The sequence below is a fragment of the Alistipes sp. i18-0019-D1 genome (genome assembly GCF_042852885.1).
Lineage (GTDB): Bacteria > Bacteroidota > Bacteroidia > Bacteroidales > Rikenellaceae > Alistipes.
In genome coordinates this window covers 405,078-424,240 of record NZ_AP031424.1, presented here as the reverse complement: position 1 = coordinate 424,240, position 19,163 = coordinate 405,078, and the positions used below count along the sequence as shown (strand labels likewise).

Here is a 19,163-nt window from a genome sequence, read left to right as displayed (position 1 = left end):
TTTCTATTTCTTGCGGTTCTCCTCCCGCAGTTTCTGGAGTTCGTACATCCGGTCGCGGAATTTCGCCGCGGCGAGGAAGTCCAGCGATTTGGCCGCGCGTTCCATCTCCTCGCGGGCCTTGTCGATCAGCGCGTCGATGTTCTCGCTGGCCGTGTAGTTTTTCTGTACGTCGGCCGCCGCCGCGTAGTGGTCTTCGGCGATGGGGTAGGCCGTCATGTTGACCTCCGACGTGTCGACGCGGCCCGCCAGCAGCGCGCTCTGTCCCGAGCCGCTCTTCTGCGCCTGCCGCGGCAGCATTTCGTGCTCCATGTTGTAGCGCACCTGCTTCTCGCGGCGGCGGTTGCTCTGCTCGATGGCGTAGCGCATCGAGTCGGTGCAGGTGTCGGCGTAGAGGATCACGTTGCCCTGCGAGTGGCGCGCGGCGCGTCCGGCGATCTGCGTGAGCGACCGGACGTTGCGCAGGAATCCCTCCTTGTCGGCGTCGAGGATCGCCACGAGCGCCACCTCCGGCAGGTCGAGTCCCTCGCGCAGCAGGTTCACGCCCACCAGCACGTCGAACATCCCGGCCCGCAGGTCTTCGAGAATCTGGATGCGCTCCAGCGTGTCGACGTCCGAGTGGATGTAGCGGTTGCGCACGCCCACGCGGTCGAAGTATTTCGAAAGCTCCTCGGCCATGCGTTTGGTGATGGTCGTCACGAGCACCTTGTCGTCGTTCTTCACGCGCTTGTCGATCTCCCCGATCAGGTCGTCGATCTGGTTCAGCGTCACGCGCACCTCCAGCGGCGGGTCCACCAGCCCCGTGGGGCGGATCAGCTGTTCGACGATCACGCCCTCGCTCTTCATCAGCTCGTAGTCCGCGGGCGTGGCGCTCACGTAGATCGACGTGCCCTGCAACTGTTCGAACTCCGAGAAGGTCAACGGGCGGTTGTCCTTGGCCGCCGGGAGGCGGAAGCCGTACTCCACGAGGTTCTCCTTGCGGGCGCGGTCGCCGCCGAACATGGCGTGGACCTGCGGCAGGGTGACGTGGCTCTCGTCCACGACCATCAGGTAGTCCTTCGGGAAATAGTCGATCAGGCAGAAGGGGCGCGTCCCGGCGGCGCGGCCGTCGAAGTAGCGCGAGTAGTTCTCGATGCCCGGGCAGTAGCCCAGCTCCTTGATCATTTCGAGGTCGTACTCCACGCGCTGCTTGATGCGCTGCGCCTCCATCGGACGCCCGGCGCGTTCGAAGAACTCGATCTGCTTGCCCAGGTCGAGGTAGATCTGCTGCACGGCGGCGTTGATGCGCTCTTTGGTCGTCACGAACAGGTTCGTGGCGTAGAGCGTGATGCTGTCGAGCGAGGCGATGCGCTGTCCCGTGACGGGGTCGATCGACTGGATGGCCTCCACCTCGTTGTCGAAGAACATCACGCGGAAACACTGGTTGCCGAACTCGCCGAAGGCCGCCATGATGTCCACCGTGTCGCCGTTGACACGGAACGTCGCAGGCTCCAGCTCGCGTTCGGTGCGGGTGTAGAGCGCCTCGACCAGCTTGTAGAGGAAATGCTTGTAGCTGACGACCTGCCCCACCTTGATGTTGATGGCCGTGGCGTGGAAGTCCGCCGGGTTGCCCGCGCCGTAGAGGCACGAGACGCTCGACACGACGATCACGTCGCGGCGGCCCGACAGCAGCGTGGCGACCGTGCCGAGGCGCATCTTCTCGATCTCGGCGTTGATCTGGAGGTCTTTCTCGATATAGGTGTCCGTCGAAGGCAGGTAGGCCTCCGGCTGGTAGTAGTCGTAATACGACACGAAATATTCCACGGCGTTCTCCGGGAAGAAGTTGCGGAACTCCCCGTACAACTGCGCCGCGAGGGTTTTGTTGTGGCTCAGGACCAGCGTCGGACGGTTCAGCCGCGCGATGACGTTGGCCACCGTGAAAGTCTTTCCCGAACCCGTCACGCCCAGCAGCGTGTTGTGTTTGGACCCGTGTTCGATCGAGCTGACGAGCTGCCCGATCGCCTCCGGCTGGTCGCCCATCGGGGCATAGTCCGATACTAACTTGAAATCCATAGATGCAAAGGTAGTGAAGAATTAAAAATTAAGAATTAAAAGTCGCGAATTATTTCCTCGTGTTCGAATCTCATGCCGAAGAAGTGCGGGGACATCGGATGGAAGACGGCGGGCGGTGAATAATTTTTAATTCTTAATTTTTAATTCTTAATTCGATTATTCGTACCTTTGTAGGCTATGATCGACCGGGAAACAGTAGACCGCATTTACGCCGCCGCCAATATCGTGGATATTATCGGCGATTACGTCACGCTCAAACGTAAGGGCGTGAACTACCAGGCGTGCTGTCCGTTCCACAACGAGAAAACCCCGTCGTTCGTCGTGTCGCCCTCGAAGGGCGTCTACAAGTGTTTCGGATGCGGCAAGGGCGGCAACGCCGTGACCTTCCTGATGGAACACGAGAACATCACCTATCCCGAGGCGCTGAAGATGGTGGCCAAGCGCTACGGCATCGAGGTCAAGGAGAAGGAGATGACCGAGGAGGAGGTGCGACGCAACGACGACCGCGAGTCGATGTTCGCCCTGAACGGCTGGGCTGCGGAGTACTTCGCCAATTACCTCCACCGCGAGACCGAAGGGCAGAGCGTGGGCCTGGCCTATTTCCGTCAGAAGCGCGGCATGACCGACGCCACGATCCGGAAATTCGGACTGGGATTCTGTCCGGCGAAGGGCGACCGGATGTCGAAGGACGCCCTGGCGGCGGGTTACAAACAGGAGTTTCTCGTCTCGACGGGGCTTTCGCTGCAACGCGAGAGCGACGGGTCGCTCTACGACCGCTTCCGCGACCGTGTGATCTTCCCCGTGCACAACATTTCGGGGCGCATCGTGGCGTTCGGAGGCCGCACGCTGCGCACCGACAAGCAGGTGGCCAAGTACCAGAACTCCCCCGAGAGCGAGATATACAGCAAGAAACGCGAACTTTACGGTCTCTATTTCGCCAAGAAGGCCATTCAGCAGCAGGATTTCGCCATCATGGTCGAAGGATACACCGATGTGATTTCGATGCATCAGGCAGGGGTCGAGAACGTCGTGTCTTCGTCCGGCACGTCGCTTACGACGGAGCAGATACGCCTGCTGAACCGCTTTACGAAGAATATCACGGTGATCTACGACGGCGACTCGGCGGGCATTCACGCCTCGCTGCGCGGTATCGACATGATCTTGAAGGAGGGCATGAACGTGCGCGTGGTGCTGCTGCCCGAGCCGGAGGACCCCGATTCGTTCGCGCGCAGCCATACGGCATCCGAGTTGCAGGAGTATATCCGCGCCAACGAGCAGGACTTCCTGGAGTTCAAGGCCAAACTGCTGTTGCAGGACGCCGAGGGCGACCCGATCCGCAAAGCGGCGCTGATCGCCGACATGGTGCAGTCGGTGTCGGTGATTCCCGATCCGATTCAGCGCTCGGTCTACATCAAGGAGTGCGCGCGGATCATGGACATCGACGAGCAGATACTCATTTCGGAGGTGGCGCGCAAGCGCATGACCACGTCGGGCGACCGCGAGACCGACGAGTTCCTGCGCCGTCAGACGACCCTCCGGCAGCGGGAGGCGCAGCAGCCCGGGGTGGAGTTCGTCAAACAGGTCGAGGCGGGGAGCAGTTTCGAGACGCTGGAGCGCGAGATCGTGAAATACCTGCTCAAGTACGGGCACTGCTCGTTCGATTTCAAGGAGGGCCGGACGATGGTGGCGTGCAACGTCGCGGAGGTGATTTTCTCGGAGCTCAGCGACGACAACATCGCCTTCCGCAATCCGGTCTACAACAAGATCATGGCGGCCTACCGCGAGCAGTGGGCGCAGCTGGGGACGGGGGTGGAGGTTCCGGCGCACGTCTTCCTGAACCATATCGACCCCGAGGTATGCAACATGTCGGTGGACATCCTCACCTCGGACGACAACTACGTGGCCAGCGAGCTGTGGCGGCGTAAGGAGATCCACATCGACACCGACGCCGAGATGCTGGCCGTGGGGGTTCCGAAGGCCGTGACGCTCTACAAGTCGAAGGTGATTGAGGCGCTGATCAAGGAGTTGCAGGGCCGGCTGGGCGACGAGAACATTTCCGACGAGGAGATGCGCGACGTGGTGCAGCGGCTTACGGCCTACAATCAGGTCAAAGTAACGATTGCAAATAAAATACAACGATTGATTTTATAACCCGTATTTGACGGGCCGCATTGAAGGGAGACTTCGGGATAAGGATTTTTAAAGAAAAAGGGGGCGGGTCTCGGGTCGTACACGCATCACTGCGCATACCGTGTGCAAACAGAAAATAAACAGAAAGATGTGTAAAACATATCAAAGATAAAAGAATTAGTTACCTTGACCGATTCCCACCCCCGCAATTAAAATCGCAATTTGTGTGCCGTTTTTGAGTATTATGAGTGAACAGAAAAAGATAAATATCCGGAACAAGCGCGCGACGTTCGACTATGAGATTCTGGAAGAATATGTTGCGGGCATCGTGCTCGTCGGAACGGAGATCAAGTCCATCCGCGCCGGCAAGGCCTCGATGGTCGATACGTTCTGTTATTTCGACAAGGGCGAACTGTGGGTGCGCGGCATCAACATCGCCGAATACGCCTGGGGAACGTGCAACAACCACGTGCCGCGCCGCGACCGCAAGCTGCTGCTCACGGCCCGTGAACTGGACAAACTCCGGCGCGCCTCGCAGGACAAGGGACTCACGATCGTGGGCCTGCGGCTGTTCCTGAACGAGCGCGGCCTGGCGAAGGTCGTCGTGGGGCTGGCCCGCGGCCGCAAGTCGTACGACAAGCGCGAGTATCTGAAGGAGAACGATGCCAAGCGCGAGATGGACAAGGCCCTAAAGACTTATAGGCGATGAAAAAAGCCCTGTTTCTGGACGTCGACGGGACGTTGATCAGTTTCAAGACCCACGAAGTGCCAGCCTCGGCGCTCGCTGCGCTGCGTGAGGCCCACGCACGAGGTGTGCGGCTTTTTATCGCCACGGGGCGCGCGGCTGCCGACCTGGACGAGCTGGGCGAAATTCCTTACGACGGCGTGGCGGCGCTCAACGGCGCCGACTGCCTGATGCGCGACGGCCGCGTCGTGGCCCGGCATCCGATTCCGCGGTCCGATTTCGAGCGCGCCATGCAGCTTGCCGACCGTTACGGGTTCTCGCTGGCCTTCGAGCTGAACGAGGGGCTGTTCGTCAACCGTCTGTCGCCCGGCGCCGAGGAGTGGGCGCGGATGGTGGCGCATCCGATGCCGGTCGAAACGAATCTCTACGAGCTGTTCGACAATGCCGGGTGCTGCCAGATGTGCTTCTTCTTCGACCCCGAAACCCAGCGCCGGGTGATGGCCGAGCTGCCGTCGCTCGTGGCGACGCGCTGGTGTCCGGTTTTCGCCGACATCAACGTGAGGGGTGTCGACAAGGCGACGGGCATGGCCGAGTTCGCCGCGCATTTCGGCTTTGCGCACGACGAGACGATGGCTTTCGGCGACGGCGGCAACGACGTGGCAATGCTGCGGGCCGCAGGTGTGGGCGTGGCGATGGGCAACGCGTGCGACGAGGCGCTCGCCGCCGCGGACTACATAACGGCTTCGGTCGACGACGACGGGATTCGCCGTGCGCTGGAGCATTTCGGGGTGATTGATAAACGATAAGGAATATGTCTTTGATTCTATGTATTGAGACCGGAACGGACGTCTGTTCCGTGGGTATCGCCAAGGACGGCGAACTGCTGTCGCTGCGCGAGAGCGACGAGGGGCGCGACCACGCCCGCAAGGTCGGCGTGTTCGTCGACGAACTGCTGCGCGAGACGGACATTGCGCCCGACGATCTCGACGCCGTGGCTGTGGGTAAAGGTCCCGGATCGTATACGGGGTTGCGCATCGGTGTGTCGTTCGCCAAGGGGCTTTGCTACGGCCTGCGGAAACCGCTGGTGGCCGTCGGGTCGCTGGACGCGCTGGCCGAGGTGGCCCGCGAGGACTACGAGGCGGGGATTCTCGCGGTCGACGGTTGGGACGGGGCTTACCTCTGTCCGATGGTCGACGCCCGGCGCATGGAGGTCTACGCGCAGGTTTTCGATGTCGAAGGACGTCCGCAGAGCGAGGTCTCGGCCGAGGTGGTCGACGCTGGAAGTTTCCCGGCGTTCCGCGGTCAGGGGCGTCCGTTCGTGATCTTCGGCAGCGGAGCGCGCAAGTGTGCCGACATCCTTCCCGACGCGGTATGCGTGGAGGTGACTCCGTCGGCCCGCGGGCTTGCCCGTCTCGCCCAGCAGGCCCTCGACGAAGGACGCACGGAGGACATCGCCTATTTCGAGCCGTTCTACCTGAAGGATTTCGTCGTTACGACATCCCGCAAGAAACTGTTTTGAGCGGTTGTATGACCGAAGCGGACCTCGTGAAACTCCTGTCGGAACGGTTCTATGGCAATTTCGCCGACGAGACGGCCCGGCGGGTGCGCGATGCCGGGGCCGTGGACCTGTTGTACGGGGTGGCGACCGCGCCGCATCCGGAGTTGCCGAAGCCCGTCCGGCAGAAGGTGCTGTTTCGCAGCGCCTATGTGCTCGAACGGATCTGGTTCGGCGCCCCCGAGGCGTTTATGCCCCATGCGGAGGAGTTTTGCCGGCAGGATTTCGCGGCGTGCGCCAATGCCAGCGCGCGGCGTCATTTCGGCAAGATCATGGCCGACCTGCTGGGACGTTATACACCCGAATCGGGCGACCTGGAGCGGATCGCCGAGGCGGCCGCCGAATGGGCCGTGTCGCCGGAGTCCAAAGTCGCCGTGAAGGTCTGGGCCGTGGAGGTTCTGAAGCGCTGCCGGGAGCGTATCGGCTGGGTCGCCGAATCGTGGGACGACATCGTGGAGGCGATGGCTCTCGACGCGACGCCGGGCATCGAAAGCCGGATGCGCAAAAGCTGGAAGGCGAGGCCGTAACCGGACCGGAATGAAATGAAAACCCCGCTGGTATCAGCGGGGTTTTTCATTTCGGGCGGGCGGCTATTTCACGCCGCCGATCTGCGCGCGGAGGCGTTTCTTGAAATTGTCGCCGATGATCGTCATTCGGTCCGTGGTCTCGAACAGCGCGGCCTTGTTCCTCTCGTAGGCTGCGAGGTAGTCGGCGATACGGCCCGGGTCTTCGAGGATGAAGTTGGGGCATTGCGACACGTTGAGGTACTCGACGGGCAGCATCAGGTAGGGTTCCGTCTTGCCCTGCTCGGTCTTGAATTCGACGGTCAGGCCGACGCAGCGTTTGAAGACGCCGCTCTTGCCGTAGAGGTCGGACTGGTGTGCCGCGGCATGGTCGTCGAAGGTCAGCACGACCTCCAGCGGACGGTCGCAGGCGGCCTCGCCCGTGTAGACGACCGGGGCGAGCGTATAGGCGTCGTAGGTCCACTCGCCGGCCTTGGGGAAGCGGGCGTAAGGAATTTCGCGTCCGTCGACCGTCACCGAGCGGGGCGGGAAGGTGGCGGGGAAGCGCAGTTCATAGCTGCGGCTGCCGGGAGCGCCCGCGTAGGAGCCTTCGCGGGGCGCGATGACGGCGCGCAGGGTGTTGCCCGTCTGCGTCTTGGTGACCTTCGTGGTGGCGTAGGCCGTGGCGTACTGCTGGCTGACGCCGTCGTCCTCGTAGTGGACAAGTTCGCCGTCGGCCCCGGGGATGAAGGTCAGCACCAGCGTGTCGCACGGCTGCTGGAGGTTTTTCACCGTCTGCGGGTTCATCGGAAGGATGGCTCCGGCCCGGGCGTACCAGGGGTTTTCCGAGAGGGTGTAGTGCAGTTCTTCGGTGCGGCCGCCCTCGTACATCGCTCCCGTGGCGCAGTCGTACCACCGCCCCTCGGGGAACCAGATGCGGCGTGCGGCGAGCCCCGTGACGCTGTCGACCGGCTCCACGACGGCCGTGGCGAGGATGTCGCCGCCGAACATGAACTGCTCGGGGACGTTGTAGGCCTCGTCCTGCTCGGGATGGTCGTAGTACATCGGGCGGCACATGCCGACGCCCGTGTCGTAGTTCTCGCGGGCCGCGGCATAGATATAGGGTGCGAGCGTGTAGCGCAGGCGGATGGCGTCGCGCATGACGAACAGGTGGTCGGGGAAGAACCAGAGGTAGCGCTCGATGCGCGGGTCCTTGGTCGAGTGGGTCTTGAAGATCGGGGTGAAGACGCCGTATTGCAGCCAGCGGGTGTAAAGCTCGGGGTCGGTCTCGCGGGTCTCCTTCTTGAACATGTGGCCCCCGATGTCGTGGCCCCAGTAGCCGTAGTTGACATTGGACGAGGTGGACGTGAAGTAGGGCAGGAAGGCCAGCGTCTCCCACTTGGCGTAGGTGTCGCCCGAGAATGCCAGCGGATAGCGGTGCGATCCGAGGCCGCCCCAGCGGTGGTAGATGAAGGGCCGCAGCGCGGGGTTCTGTTGCTCGGCGTGGTGGAAGAAGGTGTAGTTGAGCCAGAAGGTGTTCGAAAGTCCCGGGGTGAACTTCGACTCCATCCACTGCTGCCAGTCGAGCCACCAGAAATCGACGCCCTGGCGCTCCATCGGGTTCAGCACGGTCTTGAAATAGGCGTCGGCCCATTTTTGTTCGTCGATATGGAACGGCACGCTCTTGCCCTTTTCGGTCCATCCGTACTCCCGGGTGAACGGCTCGTAAACGTCTTCGTAGGGTTGGATGCCCGAGGCGGGGTGGAGGTTGAGCGCTACTTTCAGCTGCTCGTTTTCGGTCCATCGGAGGAAATTCGCGGGCGAGGGGAACAGCTCCTTCTGCCAGGTGTAGCCGGTCCAGCCGATGCGCTGTCCGTACTCGTCCTTGGCGGGGTTTTTCTTGCGCAGGCCCCAGGTCTCGTGCCAGTCCATGTCGACGATCAGCACGTCGATCGGAATGTCGACCGACTTGAGTTTCTGCACCAGGTCGACGAACTCATTGTCCGAATACTGCCAGTAGCGGCTCCACCAGTAGCCGAAGGTGTACTTCGGAGGCAGCGGCGCGCGGCCTGCGACGAGCTGGAAATCGGCGAGCGCCTGCTTGTAGTCGTGCCCGTAGGCGAAGAGGTAGAGGTCCTGGCGGTCGCCCGCGGGGCGCGCCTCGACCCACTCTTTCCAGGCGGAGCCGTCGGGCGTCAGCACGTGGCGGCCGCTGTCGTCGACCACCGACCATCCTGCGCGCGAAAGAAGCCCCTGCTCCATCGGTTCGCGCCCCAGCTTCCTGCCGTCGCATCCGTCGAGCGTGCGGGTCGTGCCCATGAGGTTCTGCGGGTCCTCCGTGCCGGGGGTCCATACGACCTCGCGGCCGTTGAGCCGGAAGACGGCTTTCAGGTTTTTGTCCGAAAACTTGCCGCCTTTGGTGTAGGTCAGCGTCAGGGCCGGGGTGGTGATCGTCAGCCGGGATTTCGTGTCGCGGACCTTGAAGTCCGGCACGGGCGTCTCACGGTTGACGAAGGTCAGCGTGGCGCGGTCCTCGAAACGGCCGTCCTCGCTCCACTCCATGCGGATCAGCTGCGGGGTGAGGACCGTGAAGCGTGCGTTGCCCGCCTCGACGACGGCCCGCGGGTCGGCCTTGGGATTCCCGGCCGCGGCTGCGCCCAGCGTCAGCCACAGGACCATAAAAAGAATTGTCGCTCTTTTCATAAGTTTATGGGGTTAGTTTGCTGAATAGACACATCCCGCAGGCAAAACGATGAGCCTGCGGCGCGATTTTTTTGCGGAGGGGCTATGCGCCGCTGTCCGGCAGGGCGGCGGGGGCCTCGGAACGGTCGTCCGAATCCGCATCGCTGCCGGCGATTTCGAGCGTGCGCGCGGCATGCTGCCGCTTGGTTTGCAGGCGGGCGGTTTTGCGCAGGCGTTCGCCGACGCGGATGATGTTGTCGTTGCCCGTGCAGAGGCGTTTGTGGGCGTCTTCGTAGGCGTCGCGGGCCTTGTCCAGCGCCGTGCCGACCCCTTCGAGCGAGGCGGTGAAGGCCACCAGCTGTTCGTAGAGTTTCAGTCCGCAGGCGGCGATCTCCTTGGTGTTCTTGTCCTGGTCGTTGTATTTCCAGAGGTCGGCGACGAGTTTGAGCAGGGCGAAAAGGTTCGTCGGCGACGAGATGATCACCTTTTTGTCGTAGGCGTCGGACCAGATGGCCGTGTCGTTCTGCAACGCCGCGAGGAACGCCGGTTCGTTGGGGATGAACATGATGACGAAATCGGGCGAATTGAGCCGCCGCTGGTACTCCTTGCGCCCCAGTTCGGTGACGTGCTGCCGCACCGAGGCGATGTGCGCCGCGAGATAACGCCGCCGCTCCTCCTCCGTGTCGGCCGAGGAGTAACCCACGAAGGCCGTGAGCGAGACTTTCGAGTCGATGACGATGTCCTTCTTCTCGGGCAGATGCAGCACCACGTCGGGCCGCAGGTTGCGCCCCTCCTCGTCCTTGATGTTGCACTGCGTCTGGTAGTGGATGCCCTTCGAGAGGGCCGAACTGTCGAGGATCGTTTCGAGCAGCATCTCGCCCCAGTCGCCCTGCACCTTCGAATTGCCTTTCAGGGCGTCGGTCAGGTTCCGGGCCTCGGTGGAGATCGTCTGGTTGAGTTCCATCAGGCGTTTGAGTTCCGATTTCAGCTCGCCCCGCTGGGAGGTCTGCGTGGTGTAGATCTCCTCGACGCGCTTGCGGAAGTCGACGATGTTCTCCTTGAACGGTTTCAGCAGGATGTCGATCGACTCCCTGCTGGTCTCCTTGAACCGCTGCGACTGCTCGCCCAGAATCTCCGTCGCGAGGTTTTTGAATTGCAGGCGGAAACGCTCTTCGAGCTGTTCGCGTTCGGCTTTCTCGGCGGCGCGCTCCTCGGCGTTCTTTTGTTTCAGGCCGGCGATTTCCGTCTGGGACGAGGCGCGCAGGGCGGCCAGTTCGGTTTCGGTGCGCAGCCGCGTTTCGATCTGCACGCGGATGTCCGCTTCGGCTTGCAGGCGGGCCTGCTCGGCGGCGGTCTTGTCGGCACGCAGGTGGCCGGCTTCGCGGCGGGCGGCGGCGAGCATGGCCCCGAGCGCCGCCGAGAGGGCGCCGAGCACGATGATTGCAAGAATGAATGCGGTGTTCATACTGACAAAGGTAGAATTTTCCGTGGAATTTTTCGTATCTTTGACCGACAAACTCTTTGATTCATGCAACGTATAGTAGCCCCTTCGATGCTCTCGGCCGACTTCGGCCATCTGGAGCGCGATACCCGGATGGTCGACGCCAGTGCGGCCGAATGGGTCCATATCGACGTGATGGACGGCGTTTTCGTCCCCAACATTTCATTCGGGTTTCCCGTGCTGAAAGCCATCCGCAAGGCGACGGCGAAATTTCTCGACGTGCACCTGATGATCGTCAGCCCGGAAAAATACGTCGCGCGCTTCGCCGAGGCGGGGGCCGATCTGGTGACCTTCCACCTCGAAGCGACGGACGACCCCGCGGGGTGCGTCGCGCTGATCCGCCGGGCCGGAGCCAAAGCGGGCGTGTCGGTCAAGCCGGCGACGCCGGTGGAGGCGCTGCGCGAGGTGCTGCCGCTGGTGGATCTGGTGCTGGTGATGAGCGTCGAGCCGGGATTCGGCGGACAGTCGTTCATCCCGGGGTCGCTGGAGAAGATCGCGCAGCTGCGGGCGATGGCCCGGGAGATGGGTCTCGAAACGATCATCGAGGTCGACGGAGGCATCTCGGCCCGCAACGCCGGAGCGGTTTACGGGGCGGGCGCCGACGTGCTGGTGGCCGGCAGCAGCGTTTTCGGAGCCGAAGATCCGCAGGCCGAGGTCGTGAAGATGCTCAACGCCTGACCGGAGGGTCCGTCCGGAAGAGCGCAGGGGATTTCATTTCGGAAAAAACACTCCGTCAGCGTCCGGCGTGCCGGGCCGTCTCGGCGTCGAGCAGGCGGCGCAGTCGGCGCAGGAGCGCATCGTCGCGGAACCACTCCGCGCCATAGGTCAGGTTGAATTCGTAATCGAAATCGGCGGGATTGGCTCCCTGATTGTGCTGGAGGATGGTCTCGGCCTTGTCGAGCGCCTTGACCCAGCGGGCTTCGGGCGTGGCGCAGGCTTCGTACTCCTCCCAGAGCGTCCGGATGCGTGCTGCGGCTTCTGCGGGCAGCAGGGGCGTGAGCCGCTCCATGGCCGCAAGTTCCGCCGCGGCCTTGGAGGCGGGGTCGCACTGCGCAACGGCCGGGATGTCGCCTTCGTAAGCCTCCCCGAGGTCGTGGACCAGGCACATCGCAAGGACCCGAGGCAGGTCGAGTTCCGGTTTTTCGTCCGCAAGGACGAGGGCCAGCAGCGCCAGCCGCCACGTGTGTTCGGCGGTGCTTTCGTGCCGTCCGGTCGAGGTGCGGGCCGAGCGCAGGACGTTTTTCAGCCGTTCGGCTTCGCGCATGAATTGCAGGTATCGTTCCAGTTTTTCCATCTCCGGGATTCTGTTTCGGGACCGTAAAGATACGATATGTCGGATTAAATCGCTAACTTTGCGGTGTTTTTAGATTCGCCATGATTTCATTAGACAACCTTACCGTCAGTTATGGGGGCTGGACCCTTTTCGACAATATTTCGTTCCTGATCAACCCGAAGGACCGCATCGGACTGGTGGGCAAGAACGGAGCGGGCAAAACCACGCTCCTGCGCATCATTACGGGCGAACAGCAGCCCACGTCGGGCGCCGTGACGCTCAACGGCGACTGCACGATCGGATACCTGCCGCAGACGATGCGCGTGGCGGACACCACGACGCTCGCGGAGGAGACCGCCAAGGCCTTCGAGGAGGTGCTGCGGCTCGAGGCCGAGATCGAGGCCCTGACGCGCGAGATCGCCGAGCGCACCGACTACGAAAGCCCCGAATACGAACAGCTCCTGCACCGTCTGAACGACGCGCAGGACCATTATCATATCCTCGGCGGCGAGACCCGCGACGCGGACATCGAGAAGACGCTGCTGGGCCTCGGGTTCAAGCGCGAGGACTTCGGGCGCGCCACGAGCGAGTTCTCGGGCGGCTGGCGCATGCGTATCGAACTGGCGAAGCTGCTGCTCAGGCGGCCCTCGATCTTCCTGCTGGACGAGCCGACGAACCACCTCGACATCGAGTCGATTCAGTGGCTCGAAGAGTATCTCCGGAATTACAACGGCGCGGTGCTGCTCATTTCGCACGACCGTGCCTTCCTGGACAACGTCACCAACCGCACGGTCGAACTGTCGCTGGGCAAGATCACCGATTACAAGGTCTCCTATTCGAAATACGTCGTCCTGCGCGCCGAGCGCCGGGCGCAGCAGGTGGCGGCCTACGAGAACCAGCAGCGGATGATCGAGAAGACCGAGGAGTTCATCGAGAAATTCCGTTACAAACCCACCAAGTCGAACCAGGTGCAGTCGCGCATCAAGCAGCTGGAGCGGCTGGACCGTCTCGAGATCGAGGAAGAGGATCTCGCCACGCTCAACATCAAGTTCCCGCCCGCGCCCCGCTCGGGGCAGATCGTCGCGGAGATCAGCGAGGCCGGCATGTCGTTCGGCGAGAAACATGTCTTCAGCGGCGCGAATTTCGTCATCGAGAAGGGCGACAGGATCGCGTTGGTGGGCCGCAACGGCGAGGGCAAGACGACCCTCGCACGCATGCTGATCGGCCAGCTGACGCCCACCGAAGGGTCGGTGCGCCTCGGGGCGAACGTCAATATCGGGTATTACGCCCAGAATCAGGACGATTTGATGGACGGCGATTTCACGGTCTACGACACGCTGGACCGTGTGGCTGTGGGTGACATCCGCACCCGCCTGCGCGACATTCTGGGGGCGTTCCTGTTCCGCGGCGAGGACATCGACAAGAAGGTCAAGGTCCTCTCGGGCGGTGAACGGGCGCGTCTGGCGATGGCCCGCATGATGCTCGAACCGCGCAACCTGCTGGTGCTGGACGAGCCGACGAACCACATGGACATGCGTTCGAAGGACATCCTCAAGAACGCCATCATGAAATACGACGGGACGGTGGTCGTGGTGTCGCACGACCGCGAATTCCTCGACGGCATGGTCGAGAAGGTCTACGAATTCCGCGACGGCGGGGTGAAGGAGTACCTGGGCGGCATCTACTATTTCCTCGAAAAGCGCAAGCTGGAGTCGCTGCAGGAGATCGAGCGGAAGGACGCTCCGGCCAAGACCGCGGCGAAGGGCGACGAGCCGGCTGTCTCCGGAAAACTCTCCTACGAGCAGCGGAAGGAGCAGGAGAGGCAGGTCCGCAAGTTGCGGAAAGCCGTCGAAGCCGTGGAGGCCGACCTGGCGGAGATCGAGAAGCGGATCGCGGAGTACGATGCGCGGTTCGCCGCCGCGACCGAATACAACGAGGCCGACTACAAGGCCTACAACGAACTGAAAACCCGCTACGACCACCAGATGCACGAGTGGGAGAAGGCGTCGTACGAGCTGGAACTCGTCGAAGAACAGTGATTTTCGATTTTATGCGGCTCTTTTCGTCCATCCCTCGTCCGTCCCGAATGGGAAATACGTCTTGTATGTCCCATCCGCGCCGGACTTTACGATGAACAGATAATAATTTTGCACAATGGATAATATCATTTTCGGGATTCGTCCCGTGGCCGAAGCGATCGAGGCCGGAAAGCAGATCGAAAAACTCTACATCCGCAAGGGCGCCGAAGGGCAGCTGATGCAGGAGCTGAAAGACCTTTGCATGCGCCACCGCCTGCATTATCAGGAGGTTCCGGTCGAGAAGCTTAACCGCCTGACGCGCGGCAACCACCAGGGAGTCGTGGCGCAGACCGCGGCTATCGAGTATGTGCAGCTGGCCGACATTCTGGAACGTGTGCCCGAAGACGAGACGCCGCTCGTGGTGTTGTTCGACGGGGTGACCGACGTGCGGAATTTCGGGGCCATCGCCCGCTCGGCCGAGTGCGCCGGGGCGCACGGGCTGATCACGCCGCTGAAGAACTCTGCGCCCGTGAACGCCGAGGCGATCCGTTCGTCGGCCGGGGCGCTGACGACGATTCCGGTGTGCCGTGTCGGCTCGGTCCGCAACACGCTCAAGGCTTTGCAGACGGAGGGCTTCCAGGTCGTAGCCGCCACGGAGAAGAGCCGCAAGCTGCTCTACGACGCCGATTTCCGCCGTCCTACGGTGATCGTGATGGGCGCCGAGGATACGGGCATCTCGAAAGAGGTGCTCAAACTCTGCGACGAGCAGCTGGCCATCCCGCTGATCGGCCACATCGAGTCGCTCAACGTCTCGGCCGCGGCGGCCGTGATGCTGTTCGAGGTCGTACGCCAACGCATCGGCGAAGGCGGTGAATAGCCGTTTCCCGGAACCGATTCTCCGGAATGCCGGCCTGCCGCCGTGCGGGACGCCGCTTTTGCGGGAAGAAGGGCGGGGCAAATACATCCGCGGGCTGTGATTGCGGTCCGCGGAATCCGATAAACCAGACAGACACTGATAAACCTATGAAAAAGAAACTCGAATCCTGCCTGCGCTGGCTCCGCGAAGGGGCCGTGCGGGTCGTGCGGTCGTACCCGGTCGAAATGCTCCTGGCGCTTTATGCCTGCGTGGGATGTCTCGCGACCTATGAACAGCAATGGGACGACGACCTGCTTCTCGTGAAGCTGGCCCTTGTGCCGCTCTTCTTCGCGCTGGCCCTTGCGCTCAACGTGCTGGCGGGCCGCGGACCGTGGCGGAGGGTTTACTGGGTTTCGTGGGTCCCGCTCGTGCCGCTGTCGCTCTGGGGCGGGCTGGAGGCGTGGGTCGGAAGCGCACCTTTTCACATCTCGCTCGGCATACTGGCTCCGTTGCTGCTGCTGTTGAGCCTGCGGACCGTGCGGAACGACCTTTTCGTGAGCGGAACGGTCATCTGGCTGCGCTCGGGTGCGCTGGCCCTGCTGTTCGCCAATGTCGCGCTGGGACTGTTTTACGCCATACTTTACTCGACGACCTATATTTTCGGGCTTGAAGGCGAATGGATCGGGGACGTCGCGGTCTGGGCCGTGACGATCTGCGAGACACTGGCCGTGCCGCTGCTGTTCCTGATGATGGCCGACCGTTGGCGGGGCGCCGAACTGCGCGGCAACCGCATCCTCGAAGTGCTGCTGAACTACATCGTGACGCCCGCGCTGCTGATCTATGCCGTGATCCTTTACCTTTACATGGTCAAAATCCTCGTCACGTGGTCGCTGCCCGAGGGCGGCGTGGCCTACATGGTCTTCGGATTCACGATGACGGCGCTGGCCGTGAAGGCGCTGGGGCAACTGCTTGAAAAGCGGATTTACGACTGGTTCTTCAATCGTTTCAGCCTGGTGTCGCTGCCCGTGCTGGTGCTGTTCTGGATCGGTGTGGTGCGCCGTACGAACGAATACGGGCTGACCGAACCGCGCGTCTACCTCGTGGTGTGCGGCGGCCTGATGACCTTCTGCGTACTGCTGTTTCTGTCGCGGCGCGCGGGCCGCTACCTGTGGGTGTGCCTTGCGGCGTGGGTGAGCTTCGCCGCGGTCGCCTATGTGCCGGCTTTCGAGCCGGAGAGGGTCGCCGTGCGGTCGCAGCTGCATCGCGCCGAGCGGATCGCGCGGTCGCTCGATCGTCTCGACGCCGGGGGACGGCTTCTGCTGACGCCGTTTCCGCTTGCCGATACGGTATATAAAAAGCAGTACCGCCACTTGTACGAGTCGCTCGACTACATCCGCCGCGACAGCGCGGCTTTCGCACGGTTCGGTGTGAAGGACCTCGACGATCTGGCCGCGATCTTCCCCGAAGGGATGCGCGATTACGTGAGGTGGGGCTATGATTGGTGTTGTGTCGATACATGTGTCGATACCAATATCATTGAACTGGAGGCACCCATTAATGTCCGGTTCGAGGTAAATGCGGAATATCCGCATTATTATACGAATCTCCGGAACTGGTACAACGATAATAGTTATGATATCAGTAACGATACGCTTCGTCTGTTTTTGGGGGAGGAGCGAGCCGTATACGGGATTCCCTGTCGGGATTTGCTGGAACGCCAATTGGAAAGGAGTGGATTCGATCCGGCCGAAGCGTGCGAGCCTACGCCGGAGCAGTTGCTGCGGCTGTTGGATTACCGCGATGACCGTTGCCGGATTCTGTTCGAAAATATTAAGTTGGAACGTACGGACTCTGCCGTTGTAATACAGGGAATGTCGATCAATGCTGTGCTGATGCGATGATCTCGGTCTATGTGCATCCCCGGCTGGGCGAGGTGACCCTCTCGCAGACCGTGCGCGCCCGCCGCATTTCCATTTCGGTGCGCGCCACGGGGGCCGTGCGGTTGGCGTTTCCCTGCGGGGTGTCGCAAAAACGGGCTTTGGGATTTCTGGAGCAAAAAGAGGCATGGATCGGGGCGGCGCGCGAACGGCTGGCCCGCAAACGGGCATCCCTGCCTCCGCAGCTGCCGCCCGAGGAGCAGGAGGCCCGTATCGAAGAACTGCGCCGCGCGGCGAAAGCCGATCTGCCGGGGCGTATTGCGCGGCTGTCGGAGGCGACGGGGCTGAAGTACGGGAAACTTTCGATCCGCGCCTCGCGCACGAAGTGGGGGAGCTGTTCGGGGTGCAACAACATCTCGTTGAGCCTCTTTCTGATGACCCTTCCGGAGCACCTGCGCGACTATGTGATCGTCCACGAACTCTGCCACACGGTTCACCACGACCATTCGCCCCGTTTCCATGCCTTGGTCGATCGTCTGGTCGGAGGGTGCGAAAAACCCCTTAACCGGGAGTTAAGGGGTTTCGCAATTCGTTGAGCCGCTTCGGGCGGTCGTGCTATTTCTGACCGAGAACTTCCTTTTCCCCCTTGTATGTGAAGGCCATGAAGAGGATCGAGAGGAAGCAGGCTGCGATGAGCAGGATGAATGTCCAGTCCCAGCCGGCCTTTTCGGCCACGGAGCCGATCACGATATTGGCCAGGATGGCCGTTCCGAGGAAATAGCCGAAGAATCCGGTCAGTCCGGCCGCCGTTCCGGCCGCGTTTTTCGGGGCCAGGTCGAGCGCCTGCACGCCGATGAGCATGACCGGGCCGTAGATGAAGAACCCGATGGCGATCAGCGACATGGTGACGATGACGTAGTTCGACGAGAACTGCCAGTAGAGGAAGATGAAGACTGCGACGATCGCCATGAAAAGGATGGTGGGGACAGCCCGGCGTCCGTGGAACACCTTGTCGCTCAACCAGCCGCAGACCAGCGTGCCGGGAATGGCGGCGAACTCGTAGGCGAAATAGGCCCAGCCAGCCTGCTTGATGTCGTAGCCCTGTGCGTCGCGGAGAAAGGTCGGCGCCCAGTCGAGGCATCCGTAGCGCACCATGTAGACGAAGGCGTTGGCGATGGCGATGAACCACAGCAGTTTGTTGTTCAGAACGTACTTGAAGAAAATTTCGCGCGTCGAAAGCACCTCTTCCTGCTTGGCGCTGTAATTCTTCGGATAGTCGTTGCGCCACTTCTCCACCGAAGGTAGGCTGCACGACTGCGGCGTGTCGCGGATCAGCACGTAGGCCAGGATGGCGATGAAGATGGCGACGACCGCCGGGAAGAGGTAAGTGCCTATCAGGAAGTAGAATTCCGAGTGGCTTCCGTAGAACCAGGAGCCGAACCAGATGGCGCCGTAAACGGCCATCGGGCCTACCAGCGCTCCGCCCACATTGTGGGCGCAGTTCCAGATCGACATCTTCGTGCCGCGTTCCTTGATCGAGAACCAGTGGGTCATGACGCGGCCGCACGGAGGCCAGCCCATCCCGTTGAACCAGCCCACCAGGAAGTTCAGGACCGCCATGAGGATGATGGCCAGCCGCTTGTGCTCCGGGCCGAGCAGCGTTACCGGGACGATCATGAACATCATCGCCACGGCGGCCAGGACCAGTCCCAGCGGCAGGAATACGCGCGCATTGCTGCGGTCGGAGACGCTTCCCATCAGGAATTTGGAAAGGGCGTAGGCCACGGCGTTCATCGAGAGGACGATGCTCAACTCGCTCTGGTCGAATCCGAGCAGCGTGAGCTCGGGAATCGCCATCGAGAAATTCTTCCGGACGATGTAGAAGCCGGCATATCCGATGAAGATGCCGAGGAATACCTGCAGACGCATGCGTTTGTACTTCGCATCGACCTTGTCGGCCTCCATTTCCGGTCTATACGCAGGGGGTTGTAGTAATTTCCACATGTTCAAGTTGTTATAGTTTTGGTTTTTACC

General features: G+C 62.0%; 15 protein-coding genes. 10 read left to right on the top strand and 5 right to left on the bottom strand.

What is annotated here, in order from left to right; translation table 11 throughout:
* Positions 1-3: 3 nt before the first annotated feature.
* A complete protein-coding gene (gene uvrB / locus ACGHP5_RS01715) occupies positions 4-2,049 on the bottom strand; it encodes an excinuclease ABC subunit UvrB (protein WP_390567898.1) in 2,046 nt (681 codons plus the stop codon).
* A gap of 177 nt (positions 2,050-2,226) precedes the next feature.
* On the opposite strand from uvrB, the gene dnaG reads away from it, so the two are divergent.
* From dnaG to ACGHP5_RS01690, 5 genes are all read left to right on the top strand, one after another.
* Positions 2,227-4,200, top strand: coding sequence for a DNA primase (gene dnaG / locus ACGHP5_RS01710; protein ID WP_168949606.1), 1,974 nt, complete (start codon positions 2,227-2,229; stop codon positions 4,198-4,200).
* Between the two features lie 223 nt (positions 4,201-4,423).
* Positions 4,424-4,888: an SsrA-binding protein SmpB gene (gene smpB / locus ACGHP5_RS01705; RefSeq protein ID WP_295901627.1), complete on the top strand. Its 465-nt coding sequence runs from the start codon at positions 4,424-4,426 to the stop codon at positions 4,886-4,888.
* The gene (locus tag ACGHP5_RS01700; RefSeq protein WP_337656582.1) at positions 4,885-5,670 is read left to right on the top strand and encodes a Cof-type HAD-IIB family hydrolase; all 786 of its coding nucleotides are present in this window, start codon (positions 4,885-4,887) and stop codon (positions 5,668-5,670) included. The genes smpB and ACGHP5_RS01700 overlap by 4 nt, the downstream gene beginning before the upstream one ends.
* Before the next feature lie 5 nt (positions 5,671-5,675).
* Positions 5,676-6,383: a tRNA (adenosine(37)-N6)-threonylcarbamoyltransferase complex dimerization subunit type 1 TsaB gene (gene tsaB / locus ACGHP5_RS01695; RefSeq protein WP_337772015.1), complete on the top strand. Its 708-nt coding sequence runs from the start codon at positions 5,676-5,678 to the stop codon at positions 6,381-6,383.
* A gap of 8 nt (positions 6,384-6,391) precedes the next feature.
* Positions 6,392-6,946 carry a hypothetical protein gene (locus ACGHP5_RS01690; protein WP_337772017.1) on the top strand — a complete coding sequence of 185 codons (555 nt, stop codon included), beginning with the start codon at positions 6,392-6,394 and terminating at the stop codon, positions 6,944-6,946.
* Between the two features lie 63 nt (positions 6,947-7,009).
* Here ACGHP5_RS01690 and ACGHP5_RS01685 read toward each other — a convergent pair whose 3' ends face one another.
* Positions 7,010-9,625, bottom strand: coding sequence for a TIM-barrel domain-containing protein (locus ACGHP5_RS01685; RefSeq protein WP_390567897.1), 2,616 nt, complete (start codon positions 9,623-9,625; stop codon positions 7,010-7,012).
* Between the two features lie 82 nt (positions 9,626-9,707).
* Complete coding sequence (locus tag ACGHP5_RS01680; protein ID WP_168949594.1) at positions 9,708-11,069, bottom strand: DNA recombination protein RmuC; 1,362 nt, start codon at positions 11,067-11,069, stop codon at positions 9,708-9,710.
* 63 nt (positions 11,070-11,132) lie between these two features.
* Here ACGHP5_RS01680 and rpe point away from each other — a divergent pair, with 63 nt between their 5' ends.
* Positions 11,133-11,783, top strand: coding sequence for a ribulose-phosphate 3-epimerase (gene rpe, locus ACGHP5_RS01675; protein ID WP_118406765.1), 651 nt, complete (start codon positions 11,133-11,135; stop codon positions 11,781-11,783).
* A gap of 55 nt (positions 11,784-11,838) precedes the next feature.
* On the opposite strand, the gene ACGHP5_RS01670 is transcribed toward rpe, so the two are convergent.
* On the bottom strand, positions 11,839-12,399 hold the full coding sequence (locus ACGHP5_RS01670; RefSeq protein WP_015547195.1) for an HD domain-containing protein: 561 nt from the start codon (positions 12,397-12,399) through the stop codon (positions 11,839-11,841).
* Positions 12,400-12,479: 80 nt separating this feature from the next.
* Here ACGHP5_RS01670 and abc-f point away from each other — a divergent pair, with 80 nt between their 5' ends.
* The 4 genes from abc-f (at position 12,480) to ACGHP5_RS01650 (ending at position 17,725) form a co-directional block, all read left to right on the top strand.
* Positions 12,480-14,417: a ribosomal protection-like ABC-F family protein gene (gene abc-f, locus ACGHP5_RS01665; protein WP_390567896.1), complete on the top strand. Its 1,938-nt coding sequence runs from the start codon at positions 12,480-12,482 to the stop codon at positions 14,415-14,417.
* A 115-nt stretch (positions 14,418-14,532) separates the two neighbouring features.
* Positions 14,533-15,273 carry a 23S rRNA (guanosine(2251)-2'-O)-methyltransferase RlmB gene (gene rlmB, locus ACGHP5_RS01660; protein ID WP_295901652.1) on the top strand — a complete coding sequence of 247 codons (741 nt, stop codon included), beginning with the start codon at positions 14,533-14,535 and terminating at the stop codon, positions 15,271-15,273.
* A gap of 146 nt (positions 15,274-15,419) precedes the next feature.
* Positions 15,420-17,153 carry a DUF4153 domain-containing protein gene (locus ACGHP5_RS01655; RefSeq protein WP_390567895.1) on the top strand — a complete coding sequence of 578 codons (1,734 nt, stop codon included), beginning with the start codon at positions 15,420-15,422 and terminating at the stop codon, positions 17,151-17,153.
* A complete protein-coding gene (locus ACGHP5_RS01650; RefSeq protein WP_295901658.1) occupies positions 17,150-17,725 on the top strand; it encodes a M48 family metallopeptidase in 576 nt (191 codons plus the stop codon). The genes ACGHP5_RS01655 and ACGHP5_RS01650 overlap by 4 nt, the downstream gene beginning before the upstream one ends.
* A 19-nt stretch (positions 17,726-17,744) precedes the next feature.
* On the opposite strand, the gene pgtP is transcribed toward ACGHP5_RS01650, so the two are convergent.
* Positions 17,745-19,133 (bottom strand): phosphoglycerate transporter protein PgtP, encoded by a 1,389-nt coding sequence (pgtP, locus tag ACGHP5_RS01645; RefSeq protein WP_290531732.1) that lies wholly within the window; start codon positions 19,131-19,133, stop codon positions 17,745-17,747.
* Positions 19,134-19,163: the final 30 nt, after the last annotated feature.

Excerpts from the sequence above, each read along its gene's own strand:
- ACGHP5_RS01655 (WP_390567895.1), top strand. The coding sequence starts at position 15,420 with ATGAAAAAGAAACTCGAATCCTGCCTGCGCTGGCTCCGCGAAGGGGCC.
- ACGHP5_RS01650 (WP_295901658.1), top strand. The coding sequence starts at position 17,150 with ATGATCTCGGTCTATGTGCATCCCCGGCTGGGCGAGGTGACCCTCTCG.
- rlmB (WP_295901652.1), top strand. The coding sequence starts at position 14,533 with ATGGATAATATCATTTTCGGGATTCGTCCCGTGGCCGAAGCGATCGAG.
- dnaG (WP_168949606.1), top strand. The coding sequence starts at position 2,227 with ATGATCGACCGGGAAACAGTAGACCGCATTTACGCCGCCGCCAATATC.
- uvrB (WP_390567898.1), bottom strand. The coding sequence starts at position 2,049 with ATGGATTTCAAGTTAGTATCGGACTATGCCCCGATGGGCGACCAGCCG.
- tsaB (WP_337772015.1), top strand. The coding sequence starts at position 5,676 with ATGTCTTTGATTCTATGTATTGAGACCGGAACGGACGTCTGTTCCGTG.
- ACGHP5_RS01685 (WP_390567897.1), bottom strand. The coding sequence starts at position 9,625 with ATGAAAAGAGCGACAATTCTTTTTATGGTCCTGTGGCTGACGCTGGGC.
- ACGHP5_RS01670 (WP_015547195.1), bottom strand. The coding sequence starts at position 12,399 with ATGGAAAAACTGGAACGATACCTGCAATTCATGCGCGAAGCCGAACGG.
- ACGHP5_RS01690 (WP_337772017.1), top strand. The coding sequence starts at position 6,392 with ATGACCGAAGCGGACCTCGTGAAACTCCTGTCGGAACGGTTCTATGGC.
- ACGHP5_RS01700 (WP_337656582.1), top strand. The coding sequence starts at position 4,885 with ATGAAAAAAGCCCTGTTTCTGGACGTCGACGGGACGTTGATCAGTTTC.
- smpB (WP_295901627.1), top strand. The coding sequence starts at position 4,424 with ATGAGTGAACAGAAAAAGATAAATATCCGGAACAAGCGCGCGACGTTC.
- rpe (WP_118406765.1), top strand. The coding sequence starts at position 11,133 with ATGCAACGTATAGTAGCCCCTTCGATGCTCTCGGCCGACTTCGGCCAT.
- ACGHP5_RS01680 (WP_168949594.1), bottom strand. The coding sequence starts at position 11,069 with ATGAACACCGCATTCATTCTTGCAATCATCGTGCTCGGCGCCCTCTCG.
- abc-f (WP_390567896.1), top strand. The coding sequence starts at position 12,480 with ATGATTTCATTAGACAACCTTACCGTCAGTTATGGGGGCTGGACCCTT.
- pgtP (WP_290531732.1), bottom strand. The coding sequence starts at position 19,133 with ATGTGGAAATTACTACAACCCCCTGCGTATAGACCGGAAATGGAGGCC.